The organism is Ferruginibacter sp., from assembly GCF_028288465.1.
Taxonomy (GTDB): Bacteria; Bacteroidota; Bacteroidia; order Chitinophagales; family Chitinophagaceae; genus Ferruginibacter.
This window is the reverse complement of sequence record NZ_JAQBNR010000068.1, coordinates 130,105-149,438: the sequence shown is the minus strand read 5'-3', so window position 1 is coordinate 149,438 and position 19,334 is coordinate 130,105. Positions and strand designations below refer to the sequence as shown.

The window sequence follows — 19,334 nt, the reverse complement described above, 5'->3', positions numbered from 1 at the left end:
TTACTTCTTGCTGTCAAATTGATGTATATAATTTGCTGTGCTGACAATATTTGGTTTTGATGATGCGCCAAATAATATTGACTCAATATTGGGCAAAGAACAAACATATTCAATTGCCTCCCCTGGATGAATGGCACCACCTCCCAATACCTGCATGGCAATCACCCTTACTTTTTGATTTTTGAGCGTTTCTTCGTAAACCTCTTTTCCTCCGCTCATGCGGAAACCAACTTTGTTGATTGACGTGCAAATGATAGGATTCTCAACACCACCTTCCTGGAGAGCTTTTAATAACTTTGGCATATTCATCGTTATAAAACCCGCATCGGCATTGTGCTTCTTCCTGATATAATGGTGAAACGCCACGAGCATATCAGTGGCCCTTAATCCCAGCAACAAATCAGTTATAACGTTTTGTAAAAAAATCACCGGGGTGTGTATATCCTTAAACATTTTCATTTCCGCATCAATCATCAACTCCATAATTGATTCAAAGTCTTTGGTTATGTACGCCATTCCGCCCTTAAACAGCGATCCAAAGAAATTACCCGGAACATATTGTTTCAGGGTTCCGGCTATACCCAGTTCCGTAACCGCATTGGCATATTTGTGTGCATAAGGCATGCATGGAAAAATTTTAAAATCTTTGTATTTTTCCGGATCCGCCCTGATGATGTCGCAAATAGCACCTATGCGATCATGTGTAGTACACATGAAAGTGTTAATGCCAGCTGCCCTTGCATCATCCAGCACCTTTATGATGGCCGAATCATCTTTAAATTTAATTGACTGAGCCCTTGATTTATCATCCGAAATATGGTTAACAGCAAAAAACTGATTGTCTCCAAAAAGAATTCTTTCCATCTTATTTAAATTGAACTTTTTTTAATGATTGAAATGGCTTTGTCTGTATTTGCTGCACTGGCAAAACTGTTAATTGTATTAGGGACTTTGCCTTCTGCCGCTTTTATAAAATAATCGAGCTGTGCCGAATATTCTTCGCCCCTTAAATAAAAGTCAACTCCCTCCTGCAAATCCGTAATGTACTTGACGTTCCAACCTTTGCTGTAACCATTCAAAGAATTGTCATCTTTCAAAAATAATTTTAATTCATTGGCATCAGAGATCAATTTGCCTTTGGTGCCAACCAATGTTATTGACGTAGACATTTTCCGGTATGTATCGTCACTCCAGTTTACGGAGAGCACTCCAGACTGCCCGGATTGCAGTTCAAGCAAAGAATATACTGCATCTTCTACCTGGCCTGAATAAATCGATTTTAACAAAGTTCCCTTGCTGCTTTGCACCGGGGATAAAATGTCACTTAATAAATCAATTACATGGGAGGCATAATCCATCAAACAGCCCCCACCTTCTGCAGGATCAGAGCGCCATGTATCCGATTTCTTTTTTACCACTACAGGCCCGTAAGATTCTCCAATAAAATGATAGATATCACCCAGGGCACCACTTTGTGCAATGCGCTTAACTTCCTTAAAGGTCCCGATGAATTTATTATGATAGCCGACCTGGTTAACCAGTTTTTTTACTGAAGCAAGCTTTACTAGTTCTTCGCTCTGTTCGTAGGTGAGACAAAAAGGCTTTTCTGCAAAAACATGAATATTCTTTTCCAGTAAATCCTTTATGATACTATAATGAAATTTGGTCGGTACAGCCACAACTACTGCATCCGGTTTGGTTTCAGCAATCATTTTATTGTAATCCGAGAAACAATTAAATCTGCCATGTTTGGTTAAAAAATCGGTAACCATTTTAGACGTATCGCATACCCCAACAATATCAGCGTTAGCATATCCACCAAGAATAGACAGATGCGATATTCCCATTTTACCTGCTCCTATTAATGCAACTTTTAGCATAGTTTTTTCTTCTTTATTTTTTTAATAATTCAATATATTGGTCTGTAATAACATCCCAGTTAAACCGGTTTTTTATATCCTTTTCTCCTTCTGCCGCCTTGTCTGCTATACTCAATGGATTATTTAATGCCTCTTCGATTTTTTGTGCAAGACTGCTGGATTCGCCGGAAATAAAAGTAGTTGCATTGTCGCCACAAATAAATTTGTTTTCTACGATGTCGGAACAAATTAGCGGGGTGCCGAGTGCCATTACTGTAAGAATAACGGGAGACAAACCTTCTATCAAAGAAGGCTGTACATAAGCATATGCATTTTTCATCAAAATATTTGTGTCATCTCCATATACATATCCAGGAAAAATAATCCTTGTGTCATCTGTCTTTTTAATAGCTGATTCATACTCGCCGGGATTCGGTGATCCGCCTACCAATACGAGCCTCTTGTTCGTATGCAGCGTTTTAAAAGCTTCTACTAAAAGATGTAAACCCTTGTCTGGAATAAATCTTCCTACAAATAAAAAATATTCTCCTTTGGCAACACCTATTTTATTAAGAATATCAATATTGGCAGGGGGCGTTTTTACTTCTGAGCCGTACGGAATAAATTCATATTTACGATGGAACCTTTTTTCAAAATACTCTTTCGTAAAAACGTTATCAAATGCAACGGCATTGGGACAATAGGCTGTGAGATAATTGGAAATTAAATAAAACAGCTTGCCATACCATGGCCATTTATCTCTCTTCCAGTCCATTGCAAACTGGCTCACAATAACTCTTTTTCCTGCAAGCCTTAAAAACATGGCCCAAATGCTATTTGCCCCACTGTGCAAATGAACAACATCCGCGGTATTGTGGAAAATAACATCAAAAGTTGCCTTGGCAGAATGAACCAAAGTATCAAATCCTGCCTTTTTTACCGTTTTAAAATATTTGATTTTTACACCTTCGTATTCATAGTGAAGGACGTCTTTATCATTCGGATAGATCCTGCTGTAAGCCAGCAGCGAGTGCCCTTTTGCAACTATTCTCGGGTAAAGTTCAAATGCAAATTTGTCTGAACCAGCTGCACCAGCTTTAGGAGGAATTGATCTAAATCCGCCAAATGCTGCAATTCTTAATTTTTCCATTGGTTAATCTAAATAGCCTTGGTAATACTTATCCAAATATTGTTTTAAAGCTACTTTCCAGTCTTGCATCAGGTTTAATTTTCTAAGTTCCAGCTTCCTGTTTACAAGTCGCTCGCATGGAGGTCTTTCAGCAAAATATATTTCTTTAAAATAGTCTGACTTTACAGTGGTAATTTTTACTTTTTCAGAAAGATTAAGCATCACCAATAATTCATTGGCTACCTCCAACCTGCTTGTTTGCCCACCGCATACCATATTGTACAAGCCCCAATATTCATTTTGAATGAGCGCCTTTACATTCCTGGCAAAGTCGTGGGTGTAAGTTGGTGTGCCGTCTTTATCATCTACAATAAATAATTCTTTTTTCCCGTCTTTTAATTGTTTCATTAACTTTTGAATGAATTTCTTGTCTTTCTTTGGTCCGGCCCCCATCATCCACCCGGCGCGGCATACCAAAAATCGCTTTGCATTTTCTGCAACATATCTTTCCCCCATGTACTTCGATCTTGCATATACCCCCAATGGATTGGGCAGGTCCCAATCATCGTATAAATCTTTTTCTCCGTCGAAAATGCCCGCAGTACTTATATATAAAAGCGGAATATCGTGCGCATTTGCAATATATACGGCATTTTCAACAGACATAGTATTAGTTGCGTAAGTATCTTCTGCATTTTGCTCACAAAATTCCAAATCAGTATAAGCTCCTAAATGAAACAAATAGTCTGGTTTAAAATCAGCCACATCTTTTTTATATGCATTCAAATCTCTGAAGTCTAAAAAACTGAGCCAGGATTCATTTACGTCTTTATCTGAACATTTTATTTCATACTCATCTTTAAATTGATGATAGAATGCCTCGCCAAGCATTCCGCCAGATCCGGCGATGTAGATTTTTTTTTTCATGCTACTTTTATTTGATTACTATTTTTTCTCTGATTAAAAAACTTTTCAATTCACGATTAAGCATATCATATCCTGCCCGGTTTAGATGCAAATCATCTGCCTGGTATTGTTTCAATAAAACTCCTTTTCCATCACTTAACGTGGAATAAGTATCAAATATTGATACATTTTTTGATTTACAAAAATCCGACACGATTTTGTTGACATAGGCAACTTTATCTTTTATTTCGCTGGTCCAAACGGGTCTCCGAAATAGCTGAACATCGCCCGGGGGAATGATGGTGCAAAATACAGGATGTATATTACATTTAATGCACGTATCTATTAACAATTCGATATTTTTAATGCATTCGGCGATAATGAAGTCCTTTTTCTCCGGAAAAACACCAATCGCTTTTATATCATTGATTCCGGCTTGCAGAAATAGAAATTCCGGAGTTCCCTGCTGTAAGTGCAGGCCGAGCCTGTATAATACCTGTGCAGTAGTTTGGGCGTTCACACCTAAATTAGCATAGTTAGCAGCGGGTATTATGGTATCAGGTATATTCCATTGATATATCCTTGAGTCCCCCAAAAACCAACACGTAGTTTTTTTTACGGAAAGCGATTGATTTTCCGTTAACGGCGACAGCCTGAGACTTAACTCCCTTGTATAAAATCTCTTAAATAAAAAAAACGACAACGATGCTGCTACACAAACAAATAGCGCAAAAAAGATAAAAAAATATTTCGCCATCATTTACTTTAAAACCACCCCTTTTCGATCGACCAATTCATCAGTTCTGCAGCACTGTTCATCCTGATTTCCTCTCTTATAACCCGTGCCGGGTTACCTGCCACAATACAATTGTCGGGCACGTCTTTCGTAACTACAGATCCAGCTCCTACAATTACGCCGTTGCCAATTTTTACTCCCGGAAGTATGATAGCTCCTACTGCAATAAAGCAATTTCGTCCAATGTAGGTGTCAGCCAGTAATGGCTGATTGTTCACCCTTTTGCAATGATCGTGCGAAAGGATCGTGGTTCCGGAAGCTATTAAACAATTTTCTTTTATATGGATGCCAGCGGGATAAAGTCTGTCAAGGTGTAACTTTCTTTCGAAAATTACACTTGGATGAACGTCGTAACCTTTAATCCTGTACCGCAGATTTCTTGCATATTGAATTTTTTTTGCAAAAAAAGTTCTGATTGCAAATTTGATATACAGTTTTTTATTACTCATTTCCTTAGTCGTGGATTTAGCATATTATTTTGAACATTACAAACAATACCATTACTTTTTAGCAGTTTTTATATGTTCACCAACAGGGGGAGCCTGGCTAAATTAATGCAGCTTGGCTGACTGTTGCAGATCTGTAAATGGACATCAATTTTTCGTAATGAACTTCGTCGGAGAAATTATCCTGAGCGAATTGTCTTGCATTGACAGAGAATTCCTCAAAACAATCCGGTGTGATATTATTTGCAGTTGATATTACCTCAGCCAGCTCTACATGATTACCCATTTCATATTGGTAGCCGGTTTTACCGTGCTCAATTAATTCAGGAATACCCCCCACCCGGCTGCCAATCACGGGTTTCCCATATGAATAACCTTCCACGATTGTCATTGGGTTATTTTCATAACACTCAGATGAAACAATGATGAAAGAACAATTTGCTATCAGCGTTTCGAGTTCCTTTCCGGTTTTGTACCCCAACATTTCGATATTCGAAATATCCTCCGTCAACAGCCGTTGCTTCAATTCTTCTTCCATAGGGCCAGTTCCTGCAACTTTTATTTTAATTGATTTGTCCAATAATTTAGCTGCATTGAACAATGTTGTTAAACCTTTCTCTACGGATAACCTGCCAAAAAACAAAAAGTAATTGCCTTTGCCCGTTCCAGGCAAGTTGGCATGCATTCCCGGGAAAAAATTGTATAACTGCACCAGTTTGGGCGCTAAATTATTTTTTAAAAGGTGTTTATTGAAATTAAATTTGCTGACAGAAATAATTTTATCGAAATAATCTTCGGGCTTATACAAATTGTTGTTGAGATTATACTCCAAAAAACTCATTGTACTAAAAAAAAGATTTTTCCTGTTGCAGCGTTTAATTATGCAATTAAATGTTGAAGAAGTAATACATTTTTCGCAAATTTTATTATCTCCGTCCAATAAAAGATTGCGTGGACAAAGTAAGCTAAAATCGTGCAGGGTTATCACCACAGGTATTTTATACTTTTTTAACACAGGAAGGATGGAAACTGTAAGAATTCCCTTATAAAGGTGAATATGTGCAATATCGGGCCTGGTCTTTTCAATCAGATCTGCCAGTTTTTTTCTTGCCTCGTCTGAATACAGCAATCTTGGAGATTGTTGTATTTTTTGAACAAAAGAAAGATTTAGTACATCATAAGTTTCAACAAAATTACCTGCAAATTCAGTTTCTTCATTCTTATCAGACAATTGCGAAAATTCAACTACCTGCTGGCCGTTTGCTTTTAGCAAACCAATCGTGTTAAGGTATACAACGTCTGCCCCTCCCCTCCGGTAATGGCAATTATTTATTTGTAAAATTTTCATGATAATGCGTGGAGCTGATAATTCTGGAGTTGTGACTATTTTTTTGTTATAGGATCCAGGCTGATGCCCCCCTTAATAATTATATTTAGATAGAGAAATTATTTATTGACAAACATCTTTAAAAAGTCACAATTTTAAAAGAAATTCCTTTAATGCAATACCCTGCTGCAAATAATTGAAATTAGCCATGCCTATTGCATTGCCTTTCAACCCGATTTCGTCCAGCGTTGTTTGGGAATGTATGGTTTCCCCAATCTTTTCTGCATAGGAGTTTAGTGAATATTCATCAGCTAGTAAAGCAGATATTCCATCTGTAAAATAGTGCTTCAGCTCACCTGTGTTTGTTGACACTATAGGTCTCCTGGACGCCGTATACTCACCAATTTTATGAGGAAAGCGGGCATTGTCCTGTACTGTATCTCTTAGTGGAATAAGTAATGCAGCTGCGCCTTTATATAAACTCAGCAAATCCTTATAGGCTATATCATGCTTAAGAATAACATCGGTTTCGCAGGGTGAGTGCTTAAGATAAGAATGTAATTTTTCACGATTTTCCTTGTGATCGCCGGATACAACCAGAATTAATTTTCCATTGTATTGTTCATTTTTTTTAAGCAATTCAAAAGTTGAAATGATCATTTCAATCACCTCCAGGTAATAAATGGAACCGCAATACATCAGGTATGTTTCGGAATCTGATATCCTGAATGGTTCAACATTATCGAATTCGTTAAAATCACAGACGGCCGGGAGTTTAATACAGGGCAATAATGGCGCTTTTTGATTTACGTGGCGCACCAAAAAGTCGCTTATAGCAATTACACCATCACAATAGCGTGGAAACTGCTGATCAAGAAAACTGTCATTCATTTTAGTAAAAAATGAACTTCTGCCGGGAATAGCAGAAAAAAATTCTACATATTGTATTACAATTTTAAAACCAAATATTTTGGAAAGTAACCAGTAATAAGGAAGTTCCAAAAAGTAATTGGAATATAAAATGGCTATACTTATTTTTTTCCGTTTTTTAATAAAGAACAAAAGCTCACCGAAATAACCCGATACCTTATTAATATTCCTGGTTATAAAAGAGTCTGGCTTATAAAGTAAGTACGGTGTATTTACATATGGAATACCTCCCGAACGATTCACTCTCTTTTCAGTATTTTTAGCATGATGGCTGATTTTATTAATAATCAACGGGGCCATACCCGCCGCTTTCAATCCTTTAAAATGTAACCGGACTCTTTGTACCGAAGCATTCCCTTTTGGAAAACCGGAAAATCCAAGATGAATAATAAACATGCGCTTTAGCTGGAGATTTTTACTTACTTAAAAAGTTAACCGGGTACCTTACAGTAGCAGGATTTTACCTGGAAATATGGTTTTGTTGTTGGCTGGATTGCTAAATAAGCCAGTTAAAGAGGTCTTACTACCCTGCATGGATTACCACCTGCAATTACATTTGCAGGAATACTTTTTGTTACCACGCTATTGGCGCCGATCACAGAATTTTCACCGATGGTAACCCCTTTTAAGATAGTGCTTCCGTAACCAATAAAAACATTGTTACCAATAATTACTTCCTTTGATTCCCCAAGACTATTTAGCCTTTTGTCCGGAGCAATTCCATGCCAGTCGAAATCTGTTATAAGTGTATTTGCTCCGCATAACACATCGTTACCAATACTAATTTTTTTTAAGGCGCCAATTACTGTACCACTGAATCCACAATTTTGACCTATAATAATAGCAGCCCCCGGACCGTGTGTTGCTACAATGCAGGAAGCCTTAATTCCGATCAAATTGGAATGAGGTGATGAGCGGAAACAGGTATTATCATCCACAGAAATAAATGAATCGGCAGTACGGCTAAAAATAGCCAACCCATAAAACTTTACATTATTTCCTACGCCAACCTTTTTTATTTTTAATTTGACTGACATTAATAAGGAAGAAAAAAAACAATTTACAGCAAGCCTGAAAATTCCTATCCTGAAATTTATTTTGCCATTGAAATCACGCATTGCAAATAGAGTTATAGATATGATTTACTGTTTTCAATATTTCATCCGGGGAATGCCGTTTTAATGCGGTTTCTCTTGCCTTATTTGCTGCGTCCAGAGCAACAGCATAATTGTTGATTAAACTGCAAAGTAAGCCCGCCAAATCATACCGGTCATAAGGGTTAAACAGAAAGCCATCCACATTGTTGGTAACCAGTGTGGATATGCCTCCGACAGCAGAAGACAGTACGGGCATCCCTAGTAACTGGGCCTCACATACGCTGTTCGGACTGTTGTCGATATAGGAAGGATGCACAAAAAAATGACAGGTATTCAAAGCGTCAATTAACTCGTTGGCGCCAAGTGGGCCACAAAAGTTTATAGATTCGTTTTTGCGTCCTCTATTAACAATTCCTTTAACTACCTTGTTTAAAGGGTTATTTTCTTCAATGCCAAACACCTTCCAGCAAATCGTATAATCGCTTAACAACGGAATAACCTTGTAGATCAGATCAAGTCCTTTGTATATACTCGGGTTGATTGTTGTACCAATAACGACACGTTGCTTCAAGTCTAAACCCGTTGGTGCTGCCCATCGTCTTGCAAAAAATTCCGGTCTCAGCAGTTCTTCGCAATGAAAATAAGTTGACTGCGGATTTAATAATTTTATATAATTTTTGTCCCAGTGAGTTCGTCCCGAAAAATACTGCCACTGCTTTACAGTTTCCATTTCCCTTTTTGCACGATTTTTAAGATCTCTGTAGCCGTGAAAAAAGCTAAATCCTTTTATAAGGGTGTTTAAGCTACTGTACTTTAAAATACTTTGCCGGTTGAACCCCCTGGGGAAGTATACTTCAGTATAGGGCTTTAAAAGTCCCTGCATATGAAAAACCACCTTCTCGAATTTACCATTCAATATTTTTCCATAACCCGATTCTGTGCCAAACACGTGAATAACCTCAGGCTTGAAACGCTGTATCACTTCGTCCAGGTATTGGCTTTCCTCATCTGCAAGTTTAGATAGCTGCCTGCTTAAAATTCGCTGAATACCATTTTGCTTTTTAAGCGGCATAGCATAATAGGTTACACCATCCTGAACCAGTGTCTTAAAATCACTGCCTCCGTAAAAAAAACATATGGCTAGCTGATAGGTTTGCTCCTTGCATACCAATAGTTCCAATGCCGATATCCACCCTCCTCCTGCTCCGGTATATCCAAAAGTTTTAGATGCATTAGCCGGGGTATTTGTAAACCAAAGTACTCTCATTCTGATTCAATTTTCGTAAATGCTTCGGCAACCTCGGCATTGGTAAGTTGCCGCAGACTTTTTTTATAACATACGCCTACACCGATCCAAACCAAAATATATTCAAACAACAGACGCGGGAGGCCATAAATCGCCATGTCTACCAACCAAAGAAAAATGATAATTGCAAAGGACTTGACCAACTGATTTTTAGAAGTAAAAAAACCAATGATGGCTGCCGGAAGTGTCACCAGTATGAATAATACATCGTACACTATTCCGCCGTTTAAAAATAATTGCAGATAACCATTTTCAATTCCATTGCGATAGTCCTGGGAAATAAACACCACCCCTTCATCTTCGATTTCACCACCGGTCGGACTATAATATTCCCCGCGCATTCCTTTTCCAAAAACCATATGATCCTCCATATCTTTAAATAGATCAGTGAACACAACTGACCTTGAGTCTTCAGTTGCTCTTTCAGCAAGCCGGGAAGTTAAAGACTCCGGCAAATAGTCGATACCTATCGCAATGACTATAAAAATGCCGCAAAACAATGGAATTAATTTAAAAACCTGACTGCCTTTCAAACTTGTAACATTGATCAGCAATCCAAAAATCAACAAAGCGCCATAGGAAATAACGCCGTTCCGCCTGGCCAGATATGTGAGGGATAAAAATCCTACGACCAGAGCAAGAAATGCAACTATCCTTTTTCTACCTGAAATATATCTTGCATTCATTAATAACAAACCACAGGAAAAATCAAATGTATGAATGAATGGTTCTGCTGTATTACGGGTAGTGATCAGTGATGGGTTGGCCGCGGAAATTACAAGAAACGCAATGCCCAAAAAATAAATTGCATTCAATAAATACACGAACGAACTTAAACGCTTATCAAAGAAAACAAAGATGGGAATAATGAAGGGCCACAACAAAAAATCTTCCAAAACCAATTGCTTAAGGATGGTATAGCTAAAGCTGAAACCTCTTGCAATGAGTATTAATAAATAGATAACTAATAAGGTGAAAACAAGTTTAAAGTAACCACTTTCAAAGGTAAAATCATTAATCACTTTTGTTAAAAAGTAAATTCCTATAGCGGTAGCTCCCATGGTCAAAGCCGTCCAAAGCCCACCCCCGATCAAATGAAAGTTATTGAACAGTAAACTGAATATACTCAGTGATGTTAAACAGATAACGAAATAGCTGATGGGCTTTTTCAGCCCAATACTATCATCATTCGCAAAAAAATTTCGAAAGTATTGAAGAAGCATGGATGACTCTAATTAGGAGGTAATATACAGCCAGAACGCACTGACATCTACGGATGGGGTTAACAACTAACGGTGTCCGCTAATTTTTTTTAATAATTTTATAATAGAGAAATAGATTTTTGTGAACGGCATAAAAACAAATCGAATGCCATCGATAACAACTACGTCGTCAATCGAATTAATTGTGTGAATACCTATATCGTAATAAGAATTTTTTTCAGGTTCCAACCCAAGATATGGTTCTTCTTCAAATTCGTTCTCTGTTAAAGTTAACACTTTAAAAATAGTGATGGATCTACCATAAATTTTAGCGCAGTTCTGAGCCGGGCGATATATTTCGCCATCTACTATAATAAAACTACCTGCAGGCCGGCTACCATCCAGTCCCTCTTTTACCGGGTTTTTTTTGTGCGGAGTATAGTTACCAAAAAGGGAATCGGCATGATAAATATATAACTTACTATGGTCGTTGTTAGTGCCACCCAAAGTGCAAAACATCCAATATTTGTCATTAAATTTCAAGATAGTCGAATCTATAACAGGCAGGTTGTCAATCAATACTTTTCCATTGACAAGTGTGTTGGTGTTAAAATCAAATTCATAGGCGGAAACTTTATTATTACTGTATGACTCTGGTATGATATAGGTCTTCCCATTTTCGGTAAAAATAAAAGGGTAGGAAAGATGACTGTGAATATCCATTAACCTTCTATTTTCCAGTAGTTTAAAATCCTGATCCAGTACAGTAAGATCTATTTTTCCATAATTGCCGTATTGAGCCATTGAGAAGTTTTCATGAAGCAGGTTTATCTTACCATCTGGAGTCTTAAATATAAAAGGGTCGGCCAGTGATGTTGTTTTACCATTTTTAGGCAGCCATGTTATTTCAAAATTATATTCTTTATTGCGAATCATATTTTTTATGTCCGCCTTCGCAAGGCCAATACCCCACTGCATTATACAAAACTTTTCATAAAACTTAAGCAGGTTCTTATTCATTTTATTAACAGGCAATACCATTTTTTAATAGTGTAGGCTTGGGGCTCTCAGTTATAGAGAGATATAATTAGCGCGACAACCAGGTTATTGAGCCGAGGCAAGTAACCAAACAAAATTTCAGTTGAATTTCTGCGGGGAGTGTGTTGTCAAACTGCCCAATAAGATATTGTAAAAAATAACGACGATTAGTTTCCTTACCGGGCCTTTTGCTGTGCATCCCTTCACCACATAATTACTGCTGCCCTGTATAATTAAAAAATCGCTGACGTGTTTAATTTTGTATTTGGCCATCGCTTTATTCTGTCACTTTACATCACTTTATTCTGTCACTCTAAATGTATAGAACCCGGCAAAGCTATTTGGCAAATCTTGTTTTAGAACAATTCTTTTCTGTTATTCCTATTACCCTGATTCACTCATCTTGCCCACCTTTTGATTCGCTTTGTTCACCATTATATACTGATGCTTCATGCTTATTGTTCAATTAAAGACTTGTAAAATGAAATTGTTTTTTTTGCTACGTTTACGCAATTATAATTGCTAAGTGCTTTTTCTTTTGCTTTTTTTGAAATAGTAAATACCAGCTCATTGTTATCATGCAAATTACTTAAAATGTGCTCAAATTTTTCCTCATCTTCTATGTCATATAAAAACCCGTCTTCTTCGTCAATAATCATCTCGGGTATTCCTCCAATAGCCGAAGCTACTACTACCTTCCCGGCGGCCATCGCTTCTAAAATCACCATTGGCAGGGTTTCTTGTTTTGAACAAACCACCAGAACGTCACTTACTGCAAGTACCTCCATGACTTTTAACTGAGATACCCATCCATGAAACCTGACATATTGTGTTAACTGAAGCTGGTCTACCAGCGTCATGACAATTGTCCGGTAGTTATCGTGCAAAAAGTCCCCGAGAACATCCAATGTAAATATTTTGCCTTTGAGGATTAGCCTGTGCATCGTTTTTAAGACCAATATTATATTTTTTCGTTCGTCGATTGCCCCGACGTACACAAGTCTATTCTCAGAATTTTGTTTAAGCCCTATTTCAAAATAGGCTGGCTTAATGGCATTGGGAATAATTACATAGTTAATTTTGTTTATTTTACCTTTTATATTTTTTGAATAATTAGAAATATGAATAATGTTATTGGGCGTAAATAATACTTCGGCAGCCTCATTTACATAAATCGCTAACCTTTCCCTTAAATTTTTTATGAGTCTTGCCTCCAAAAAAGATATGCCATGGATAGTAACCAGTTGTTTCTTACCGTACAAACCAAACACCTTGGTAGCCAGGCAAATTCCGCCCATAGCGAAGTGAATTAAATCCGGGCGAAAGGTGCGGATGTGCTTTCTTATGATAAAAGAATTCCTGAACAAATAATTAAAAAGATGGAGACCTTTACTTTCCGGACAATATGTTATTTCAATATTACCGGAATAGTTAATCGTATGCTCAGTAGCAACGTGCCTTCCAAAAGTAATGACGCGGATATCCACCTCCTGCCCTGCGAAACCCTTCAATAAATTCGCCAAAGCTGACTGCACTCCTCCTTTAATATCTTCTAAATTCTCAGGAAAATCAGGGATAATAATTAAAACTTTCATGTTATAAAGTAATTGCAATTATGTGTAACTAGGGTTGAAAAAGATTGCATTAGCGCAATTTTTCACTTTATAGCAGACGGAATAGAATTGGTTTTCCATTATGGTACGTAACCATCGTTTATTTCGTTTTGACCTAACCCCAATATTAAACAGGGAAAGATTAACGCAGGTATTTGCAGTCAACTTATTGTGTTATAGAAATACCACAACAGCCTTGTATCTACCAGATTAGATCAAAAGTAAGTTAAAAGTGAGTCAAAAGTAAGGCCCCTGTGTAATATATTTTAGCATTATAATTTTATATTCATACAGTAGTGCGTGATTTTGACCATCAGCTGAAAAGTAAACACGTAAAATTGATCGCAGATTAAAATAGCAGGCCATGAAGCCAGACAGACCTACTAGTTGCGTCTTTGTTGTTACAGTCCAATGTGACGGCGGGATATGGCTTCGCCCTCCTCAGTCACATAATTCCTGAATAATTCAAATTCTTCCTATGTCCTAACCTTCAATATCGGCCTTCCCTAAATACTATCTTATATCGCCATTTATAGCTGTTTCCAGGCTAATCAAAATGCCTTTTCATCGCCTTTGAACACCTTATATACCGTAAGGAATATAATACGTATATCCAGCCATATATTCCAATTTTCCAGGTACCACAGGTCATTATTAACCCTCATTTTTAGCTGCGTCTGATCAGTAATTTCGCCTCTGTAACCGTTTATCTGGGCCCAACCTGTTATGCCAGGTTTTAAAAACTGTCTTATCATAAACTGATCGACAATTTTTGAATAATCATCGGTATGCTTTACCATATGTGGCCTTGGTCCGACCAGGCTCATTTCGCCTTTAAGCACATTAATAAACTGAGGAAATTCATCCAGACTGGTTTTTCTGATAAATCGACCAACCCTGGTAATGCGCTGATCATTTTTCGTTGCCTGCTTTAAATCAGAATCCTTATTCATCTTCATACTTCTGAACTTAAGGCAATGAAAGGTTTTATTATTTTTCCCCGTTCTCATTTGTGAAAAAAAGATAGGCCCCTTAGACTCTAAATAAATAAGTAATCCTAAAATCGGCACCAGCCAGGATAAAATAAATACAACAGCAAAAATGCTGACTGCCAGGTCAAGAATTCGCTTTTTAATCCTGTTACCAACATCATCCAAAGGTTCGCTTCTCATTGACAAAATCGGCATATCCCTGATATAGTCGATGTGTACGGGCTGATTAATAAACACGGAGAAATTTGGAACTACTTTAAAGCGTATGCAGGCTTTTTCAGCCTCCTCAATCATACTGTATAAAAAATTATTTTGTTCAGGAGTAATGGTGGAGAAAATTTCCTGAACTTCCATCTCTTTCGCTATGGCAATAGTATTTTTAATGGATGTTAATATGGGATAACGGGTTAGTTCGTACACATTCTTAGGATCTTCTGTGTAACCCAACAATTTGGAGGTAAGCCCTTCTTCTTCAAAAAAAGCCTCCAGTTTTTTCGCAGTTTCGTTGTACCCGATAATAAGCACTTTGTTTATCAGGTAATCCTTCGACTTAAAATGATAGTGAATGCCAAGGTATAAAAAACGATTGAATATCAGTCCGAAGGCAAATCCCGAAAGCATTACGAAAATAAAATACCGGGAAATTTCGAACATTCTTAAAAAGAACAGGTAAAATAAGACGGATATTACCCAAATGATGTAAACTTTTACCGTGCGTTTGATGAAAAAGTCAAAATTGATAATAATACTATCTGAGTAAGATCTTGTACCTAAAGTAAGAATAAACCAAAAAATATTAAAAATGCCCCAAATATGGACATAAGAGTTAAAATCGACTGAAATTATTTTGTTACCTACAATGACTTTTGATATAAAAAAAACAAAATTGAGAACAATGATATCCAGGGCAATAAGCGAGATCCGTAAATAGTATTTAAATTGTTTATTCATTGAGTTCCTTACTTGTTGGTTAAAAAATATTCATCGTTTTCATCCATTATAAATTTTGTAAGTCCTTGCCTTTGTCTTGCGAAATCTAAATTTAGTAAAACTGCCTACACACTTCTATTGAACATTTTTTTTAAGGTACATAATTGCTTTAGTCAGGGGGCTGAAAATCGGTTGGATATAATCTACTGCGATAATATTATCCCTTGCATTTATAGTATGTGCACCTGTCTTGAATAAGGCATGAGTACTTCCGTTAATATCCATATGATGAACTTCTTCAAAATCCCTTTCTGTAAGCCTGGATATGCGATGAATGGTCATTGATTTGCCATAGTATTCCGAAGAATTCTGAGATGGACGATAAATATTTCCATCTACTTCTATAAAGTTGCCAGCCGGCCTGGATCCATTCAAATTAGATTTCACAGGGTTATTGAAATGCGCTTTATAGGGACCTTTTAAGCTGTCCGCATAAAAAATATGTAAGTCTGCATTGTCATTCGTTCCATCTCCCATTGTAGCAAAAATCCAATACTTCTGATTATAGCGGAGCACCGTGACGTCAAGTAATGGCTGTTGAATAAGTAATTGTTTGTTTACCAAAATATCATTCGCCAAGTCATATTCATACAAATTCACATCTCCATCTTCATGCGATTCCGGTATAACATAAGTCGTGCCGTTTTCAGTAAAAACAAGTGGATAAGACAGATGACCGGAACTTTTGAGCAGTGTTTTCTGAGACAGAATTTTGAAATCAGAATCAATTGTTTTTAATATAATGATGCCTTTTTTGTTAAATGAAAACTCTTCATACAAAACTTTAATTAATCCCTCCTGAGTAAGGAAGATAAAGGGATCGGCCATAAATTGTGTTACGCGATGATTCGGCAGACTGGTAAAATGCAAACCAATTTTTTTTTCCCTTATGATCGTTGCGATGTCACCATGAGCAATTGCGATCCTCCACTGCATAACACTGCATTTCGCCAATACTTTACTTAACAAGCTCATGAATGGGTTTTAAGTGAACAAACCTGATTTTTTAACATTGCTATACTGTGCCATTTAAACCAAATAATTTAGCCGTTTTTCTCATCAGCCAGAAAGGAATAGAATAATAGTCCTTGCACTCAACCACCGTTCCCCCAAATTTTAATTTGTAGTTATTGATGCCTAACAGGCTGGGATCAGTTGTGTTAGCTGCATAACCGCCGAAATCAAAAATCTTATACCCTTCCTCTTTAAACCGCATAATATTGGTTACCAATAAAAATTTATTTGCATATCCTACAAAATTTTTATTCAAAGAATCATCAAAGCGTTTATTGGCTGTTTGATAGTGCCGGATTATTTTTTTATCCTCATCAACAAGAAAGCTTTGCGCCGCAATTACACTATTTTGATGTTTCGCAAAACTCATCTGCAAATAATTTTTTTTTTCGAGTATGCGTTGTCTGGAGGTTGAATAGGTACCTTTTTTACTGGCAAATTCATTAAAAAAAGCTACGAATTCTTCGATATTGCTGGTACTTTCTACAGTGATACCTTCCTCCTCTGCCTTTCGGATCTGCTGCCTGTATGCTTTGGAAAAATTAGCAAGGATCTGTTCCTTTTCCTGCTCAAGATCAAGTTCCAGGGTGTGGGTTGTTTCCTTTATTCCCCAGAAAGAAGGACTGTTCTTATTATGGTAGATAACTTTAAGAGAAAATAAATCTTTGAAGGTTATTGCTCCGTCAAACCAACATTCTTCTATTTGCAGAAAGGATTTTTTTTTATAATATTTTATCATTTTTTTACTTCAATTGCCAAAATTTTAAAATCAACCAGATACAAGAATTGAAATAAATGGCTTTTAATATGATACTTGTTCTTCTCTTTAACCAGGTGCATCAAATAATAATTACACTTGCATGCTTTTGCTCAGCCTGCCGTACTATTCTTACACTTGAGGTTAATAGCCTATAGAATGCGAGCGTTTTTTTAGCTACGCTGTCACAATGATAAGTTAACATGGCTTTTTCTTTTGCCGCCAGCTCAATCCGGTGCACCAGTTCATCATTATTATAAAGGCTTTTCAATATGGGTAATACATTTTCCACTTTGTTGATATTGAATAGAAAGCCATCAACCCCGTGCGTGATCATTTCAGGTACGCCGCCTATTGAAGACGCCACAACTACTTTACCGGCACTCATAGCTTCTGCTATTACCATTGGCAGTGATTCCTGTTTTGATGATACCACTAGTATGTCTGCATCAGCAATTATTGATTGCAGTTGTGATTGCGAAACCCAGCCATAAAATTTAATGTATTTTTCAAGACTGTTGTCTTTTATATAACCAAGCACCTGCGACTCATAAGCCTTGTCGGAAAAGCCCCCCAGGATGTCAAGGGTAAAATAAAATTCATTTTCCACTAAATTTTTAAGGGCTTTCAACAAAAATAAAATGTTTTTATTGGCATCTATATTGCCGACATATATAAGTTTATTGTTTGTTTCCTTCTTCAGGGGAATGTCAAAATAAATTGGATTAATTGCATTTGGAATTATTGTGATTGTCCTGTTTTGGCTTTTTCCGTACTGGCTGACCGAATAATCAGACAGGTGTATAATATTTGTGGGGCGTAGCAACAATTCAACAATCCCATTTGAATATAATACAAGTTTTTCTTTCAACTTTTCTTTTTGCCTTGCCTCCGGAAATGCAATGCCATGTATAGTCACAATTTGCTTTTTATTTGAAAGTCCCAGTACCCTCGTCAATAAAATATAACCACTCATCACGTAGTGAACGATTGCCGGATCAAACTCCTGAATGTGCTTTTTTAATACAGTAGCCCCTTTCAACACATAGTTAAAAACATGCGGAAGTCTCCCTTCAGCGGTATAGTATATCGCAATGTTAGGAGCGTAATTAATTACAACATTTTCAGAAATTTCCCTGTTGAACGATATTACCCTAACAGAAACATCGCAGTTTTTATACCCATTTAAAAGATTTGACAAGGCTGAGCACACGCCACCTTTTATTTCTCCTACATTCAAGGGAAATCCAGGGATCACTAAAAGTATTTTCATTTTTGTTAATATTGGACCGCAGTTGATGCAAAATACAAATGCTACAACGTACGTTTATGACACTTTTTCAAAGGCAACCATATTCTAAAAAACTAAGACACTAAATTACTTTGATTGTTGGCGGCAACAAAGTCGAACACATTGGAAGTTGAACTTTTTACATTGGCTGTAATCGCATACCCCAGAGAAGGCAACATCATTTTGACCATTGTATAGTTTACCGTTGTTTTATTCAAGTCCATTTCTTTGTGAGAAGAACTTATTACCTGAATATCTTCCAATGGATTTACTCTGATCCTCTCCAGTTTTAAACCTGAATAATCATTGGTGAAACGTTCGATGCTTTCAATTTCAGCAGTGCTGATGACCGCGGGTGCTCCCAACCAATATAAAAAATTAAGTACATCACTTGTCCCTTTAACAACCTCCATTTCCAGTTCCGTAACGTGTACAAAAAGCAACGATTGAAATAATGGAATCACATTCCATTTTCTTTTAAACCCCGTATTAGAAGTTATATTGTTTACCGGACAAAAATTTTCTATTTTTTTTCTGCTTAACTGAGCCGAGACTTTAAGTTCACAATTTACCCTCGTATAAATTGCATACCAATTTTTTTTCATCTGTAATTTTTTTATTTAAAAAAATGCAGATTTCCA

18 protein-coding genes are annotated in these 19,334 nt (G+C 36.9%); all 18 read right to left on the bottom strand.

Annotated elements, in window-relative coordinates:
- Nucleotides 1-864, bottom strand: a complete 864-nt coding sequence (locus JWR61_RS25670; RefSeq protein WP_301930522.1) for a hypothetical protein — start codon at nt 862-864, stop codon at nt 1-3.
- Between the two features lie 5 nt (nt 865-869).
- The gene (locus JWR61_RS25665; RefSeq protein WP_301930521.1) at nt 870-1,880 is read right to left on the bottom strand and encodes a Gfo/Idh/MocA family protein; all 1,011 of its coding nucleotides are present in this window, start codon (nt 1,878-1,880) and stop codon (nt 870-872) included.
- A 13-nt stretch (nt 1,881-1,893) separates the two neighbouring features.
- Nucleotides 1,894-3,009, bottom strand: a complete 1,116-nt coding sequence (locus JWR61_RS25660; protein ID WP_301930520.1) for a glycosyltransferase family 4 protein — start codon at nt 3,007-3,009, stop codon at nt 1,894-1,896.
- 3 nt (nt 3,010-3,012) lie between these two features.
- On the bottom strand, nt 3,013-3,915 hold the full coding sequence (locus tag JWR61_RS25655) for an NAD(P)-dependent oxidoreductase (protein ID WP_301930519.1): 903 nt from the start codon (nt 3,913-3,915) through the stop codon (nt 3,013-3,015).
- Between the two features lie 7 nt (nt 3,916-3,922).
- Nucleotides 3,923-4,489 (bottom strand): GDSL-type esterase/lipase family protein, encoded by a 567-nt coding sequence (locus JWR61_RS25650; protein WP_301930518.1) that lies wholly within the window; start codon nt 4,487-4,489, stop codon nt 3,923-3,925.
- 170 nt (nt 4,490-4,659) lie between these two features.
- Nucleotides 4,660-5,139: a DapH/DapD/GlmU-related protein gene (locus JWR61_RS25645; RefSeq protein WP_301930517.1), complete on the bottom strand. Its 480-nt coding sequence runs from the start codon at nt 5,137-5,139 to the stop codon at nt 4,660-4,662.
- Between the two features lie 97 nt (nt 5,140-5,236).
- Nucleotides 5,237-6,484, bottom strand: a complete 1,248-nt coding sequence (locus tag JWR61_RS25640; RefSeq protein WP_301930516.1) for a glycosyltransferase — start codon at nt 6,482-6,484, stop codon at nt 5,237-5,239.
- A gap of 126 nt (nt 6,485-6,610) precedes the next feature.
- Nucleotides 6,611-7,789 carry a glycosyltransferase gene (locus JWR61_RS25635; protein ID WP_301930515.1) on the bottom strand — a complete coding sequence of 393 codons (1,179 nt, stop codon included), beginning with the start codon at nt 7,787-7,789 and terminating at the stop codon, nt 6,611-6,613.
- Nucleotides 7,790-7,902: 113 nt separating this feature from the next.
- Nucleotides 7,903-8,511: an acyltransferase gene (locus JWR61_RS25630; protein WP_301930514.1), complete on the bottom strand. Its 609-nt coding sequence runs from the start codon at nt 8,509-8,511 to the stop codon at nt 7,903-7,905.
- Nucleotides 8,504-9,757 carry a glycosyltransferase gene (locus JWR61_RS25625; protein ID WP_301930513.1) on the bottom strand — a complete coding sequence of 418 codons (1,254 nt, stop codon included), beginning with the start codon at nt 9,755-9,757 and terminating at the stop codon, nt 8,504-8,506. The genes JWR61_RS25630 and JWR61_RS25625 overlap by 8 nt, the downstream gene beginning before the upstream one ends.
- On the bottom strand, nt 9,754-10,482 hold the full coding sequence (locus JWR61_RS25620) for an O-antigen ligase family protein (protein WP_301930512.1): 729 nt from the start codon (nt 10,480-10,482) through the stop codon (nt 9,754-9,756). The genes JWR61_RS25625 and JWR61_RS25620 overlap by 4 nt, the downstream gene beginning before the upstream one ends.
- A 603-nt stretch (nt 10,483-11,085) precedes the next feature.
- On the bottom strand, nt 11,086-12,018 hold the full coding sequence (locus JWR61_RS25615; RefSeq protein WP_301930511.1) for a hypothetical protein: 933 nt from the start codon (nt 12,016-12,018) through the stop codon (nt 11,086-11,088).
- A 473-nt stretch (nt 12,019-12,491) separates the two neighbouring features.
- The gene (locus JWR61_RS25610; protein WP_301930510.1) at nt 12,492-13,631 is read right to left on the bottom strand and encodes a glycosyltransferase family 4 protein; all 1,140 of its coding nucleotides are present in this window, start codon (nt 13,629-13,631) and stop codon (nt 12,492-12,494) included.
- Nucleotides 13,632-14,200: 569 nt separating this feature from the next.
- Nucleotides 14,201-15,592, bottom strand: coding sequence for an exopolysaccharide biosynthesis polyprenyl glycosylphosphotransferase (locus tag JWR61_RS25605; RefSeq protein ID WP_301930509.1), 1,392 nt, complete (start codon nt 15,590-15,592; stop codon nt 14,201-14,203).
- Between the two features lie 114 nt (nt 15,593-15,706).
- Nucleotides 15,707-16,606 carry a hypothetical protein gene (locus tag JWR61_RS25600; protein WP_301930508.1) on the bottom strand — a complete coding sequence of 300 codons (900 nt, stop codon included), beginning with the start codon at nt 16,604-16,606 and terminating at the stop codon, nt 15,707-15,709.
- Between the two features lie 40 nt (nt 16,607-16,646).
- Nucleotides 16,647-17,384 (bottom strand): peptidoglycan bridge formation glycyltransferase FemA/FemB family protein, encoded by a 738-nt coding sequence (locus tag JWR61_RS25595; protein ID WP_301930507.1) that lies wholly within the window; start codon nt 17,382-17,384, stop codon nt 16,647-16,649.
- 100 nt (nt 17,385-17,484) lie between these two features.
- Nucleotides 17,485-18,675, bottom strand: a complete 1,191-nt coding sequence (locus tag JWR61_RS25590; protein WP_301930506.1) for a glycosyltransferase family 4 protein — start codon at nt 18,673-18,675, stop codon at nt 17,485-17,487.
- Nucleotides 18,676-18,767: 92 nt separating this feature from the next.
- Entirely contained in the window at nt 18,768-19,298 is a 531-nt protein-coding gene (locus JWR61_RS25585; protein ID WP_301930505.1) for a transcription termination/antitermination NusG family protein, read from the bottom strand.
- Nucleotides 19,299-19,334 lie beyond the last annotated feature (36 nt).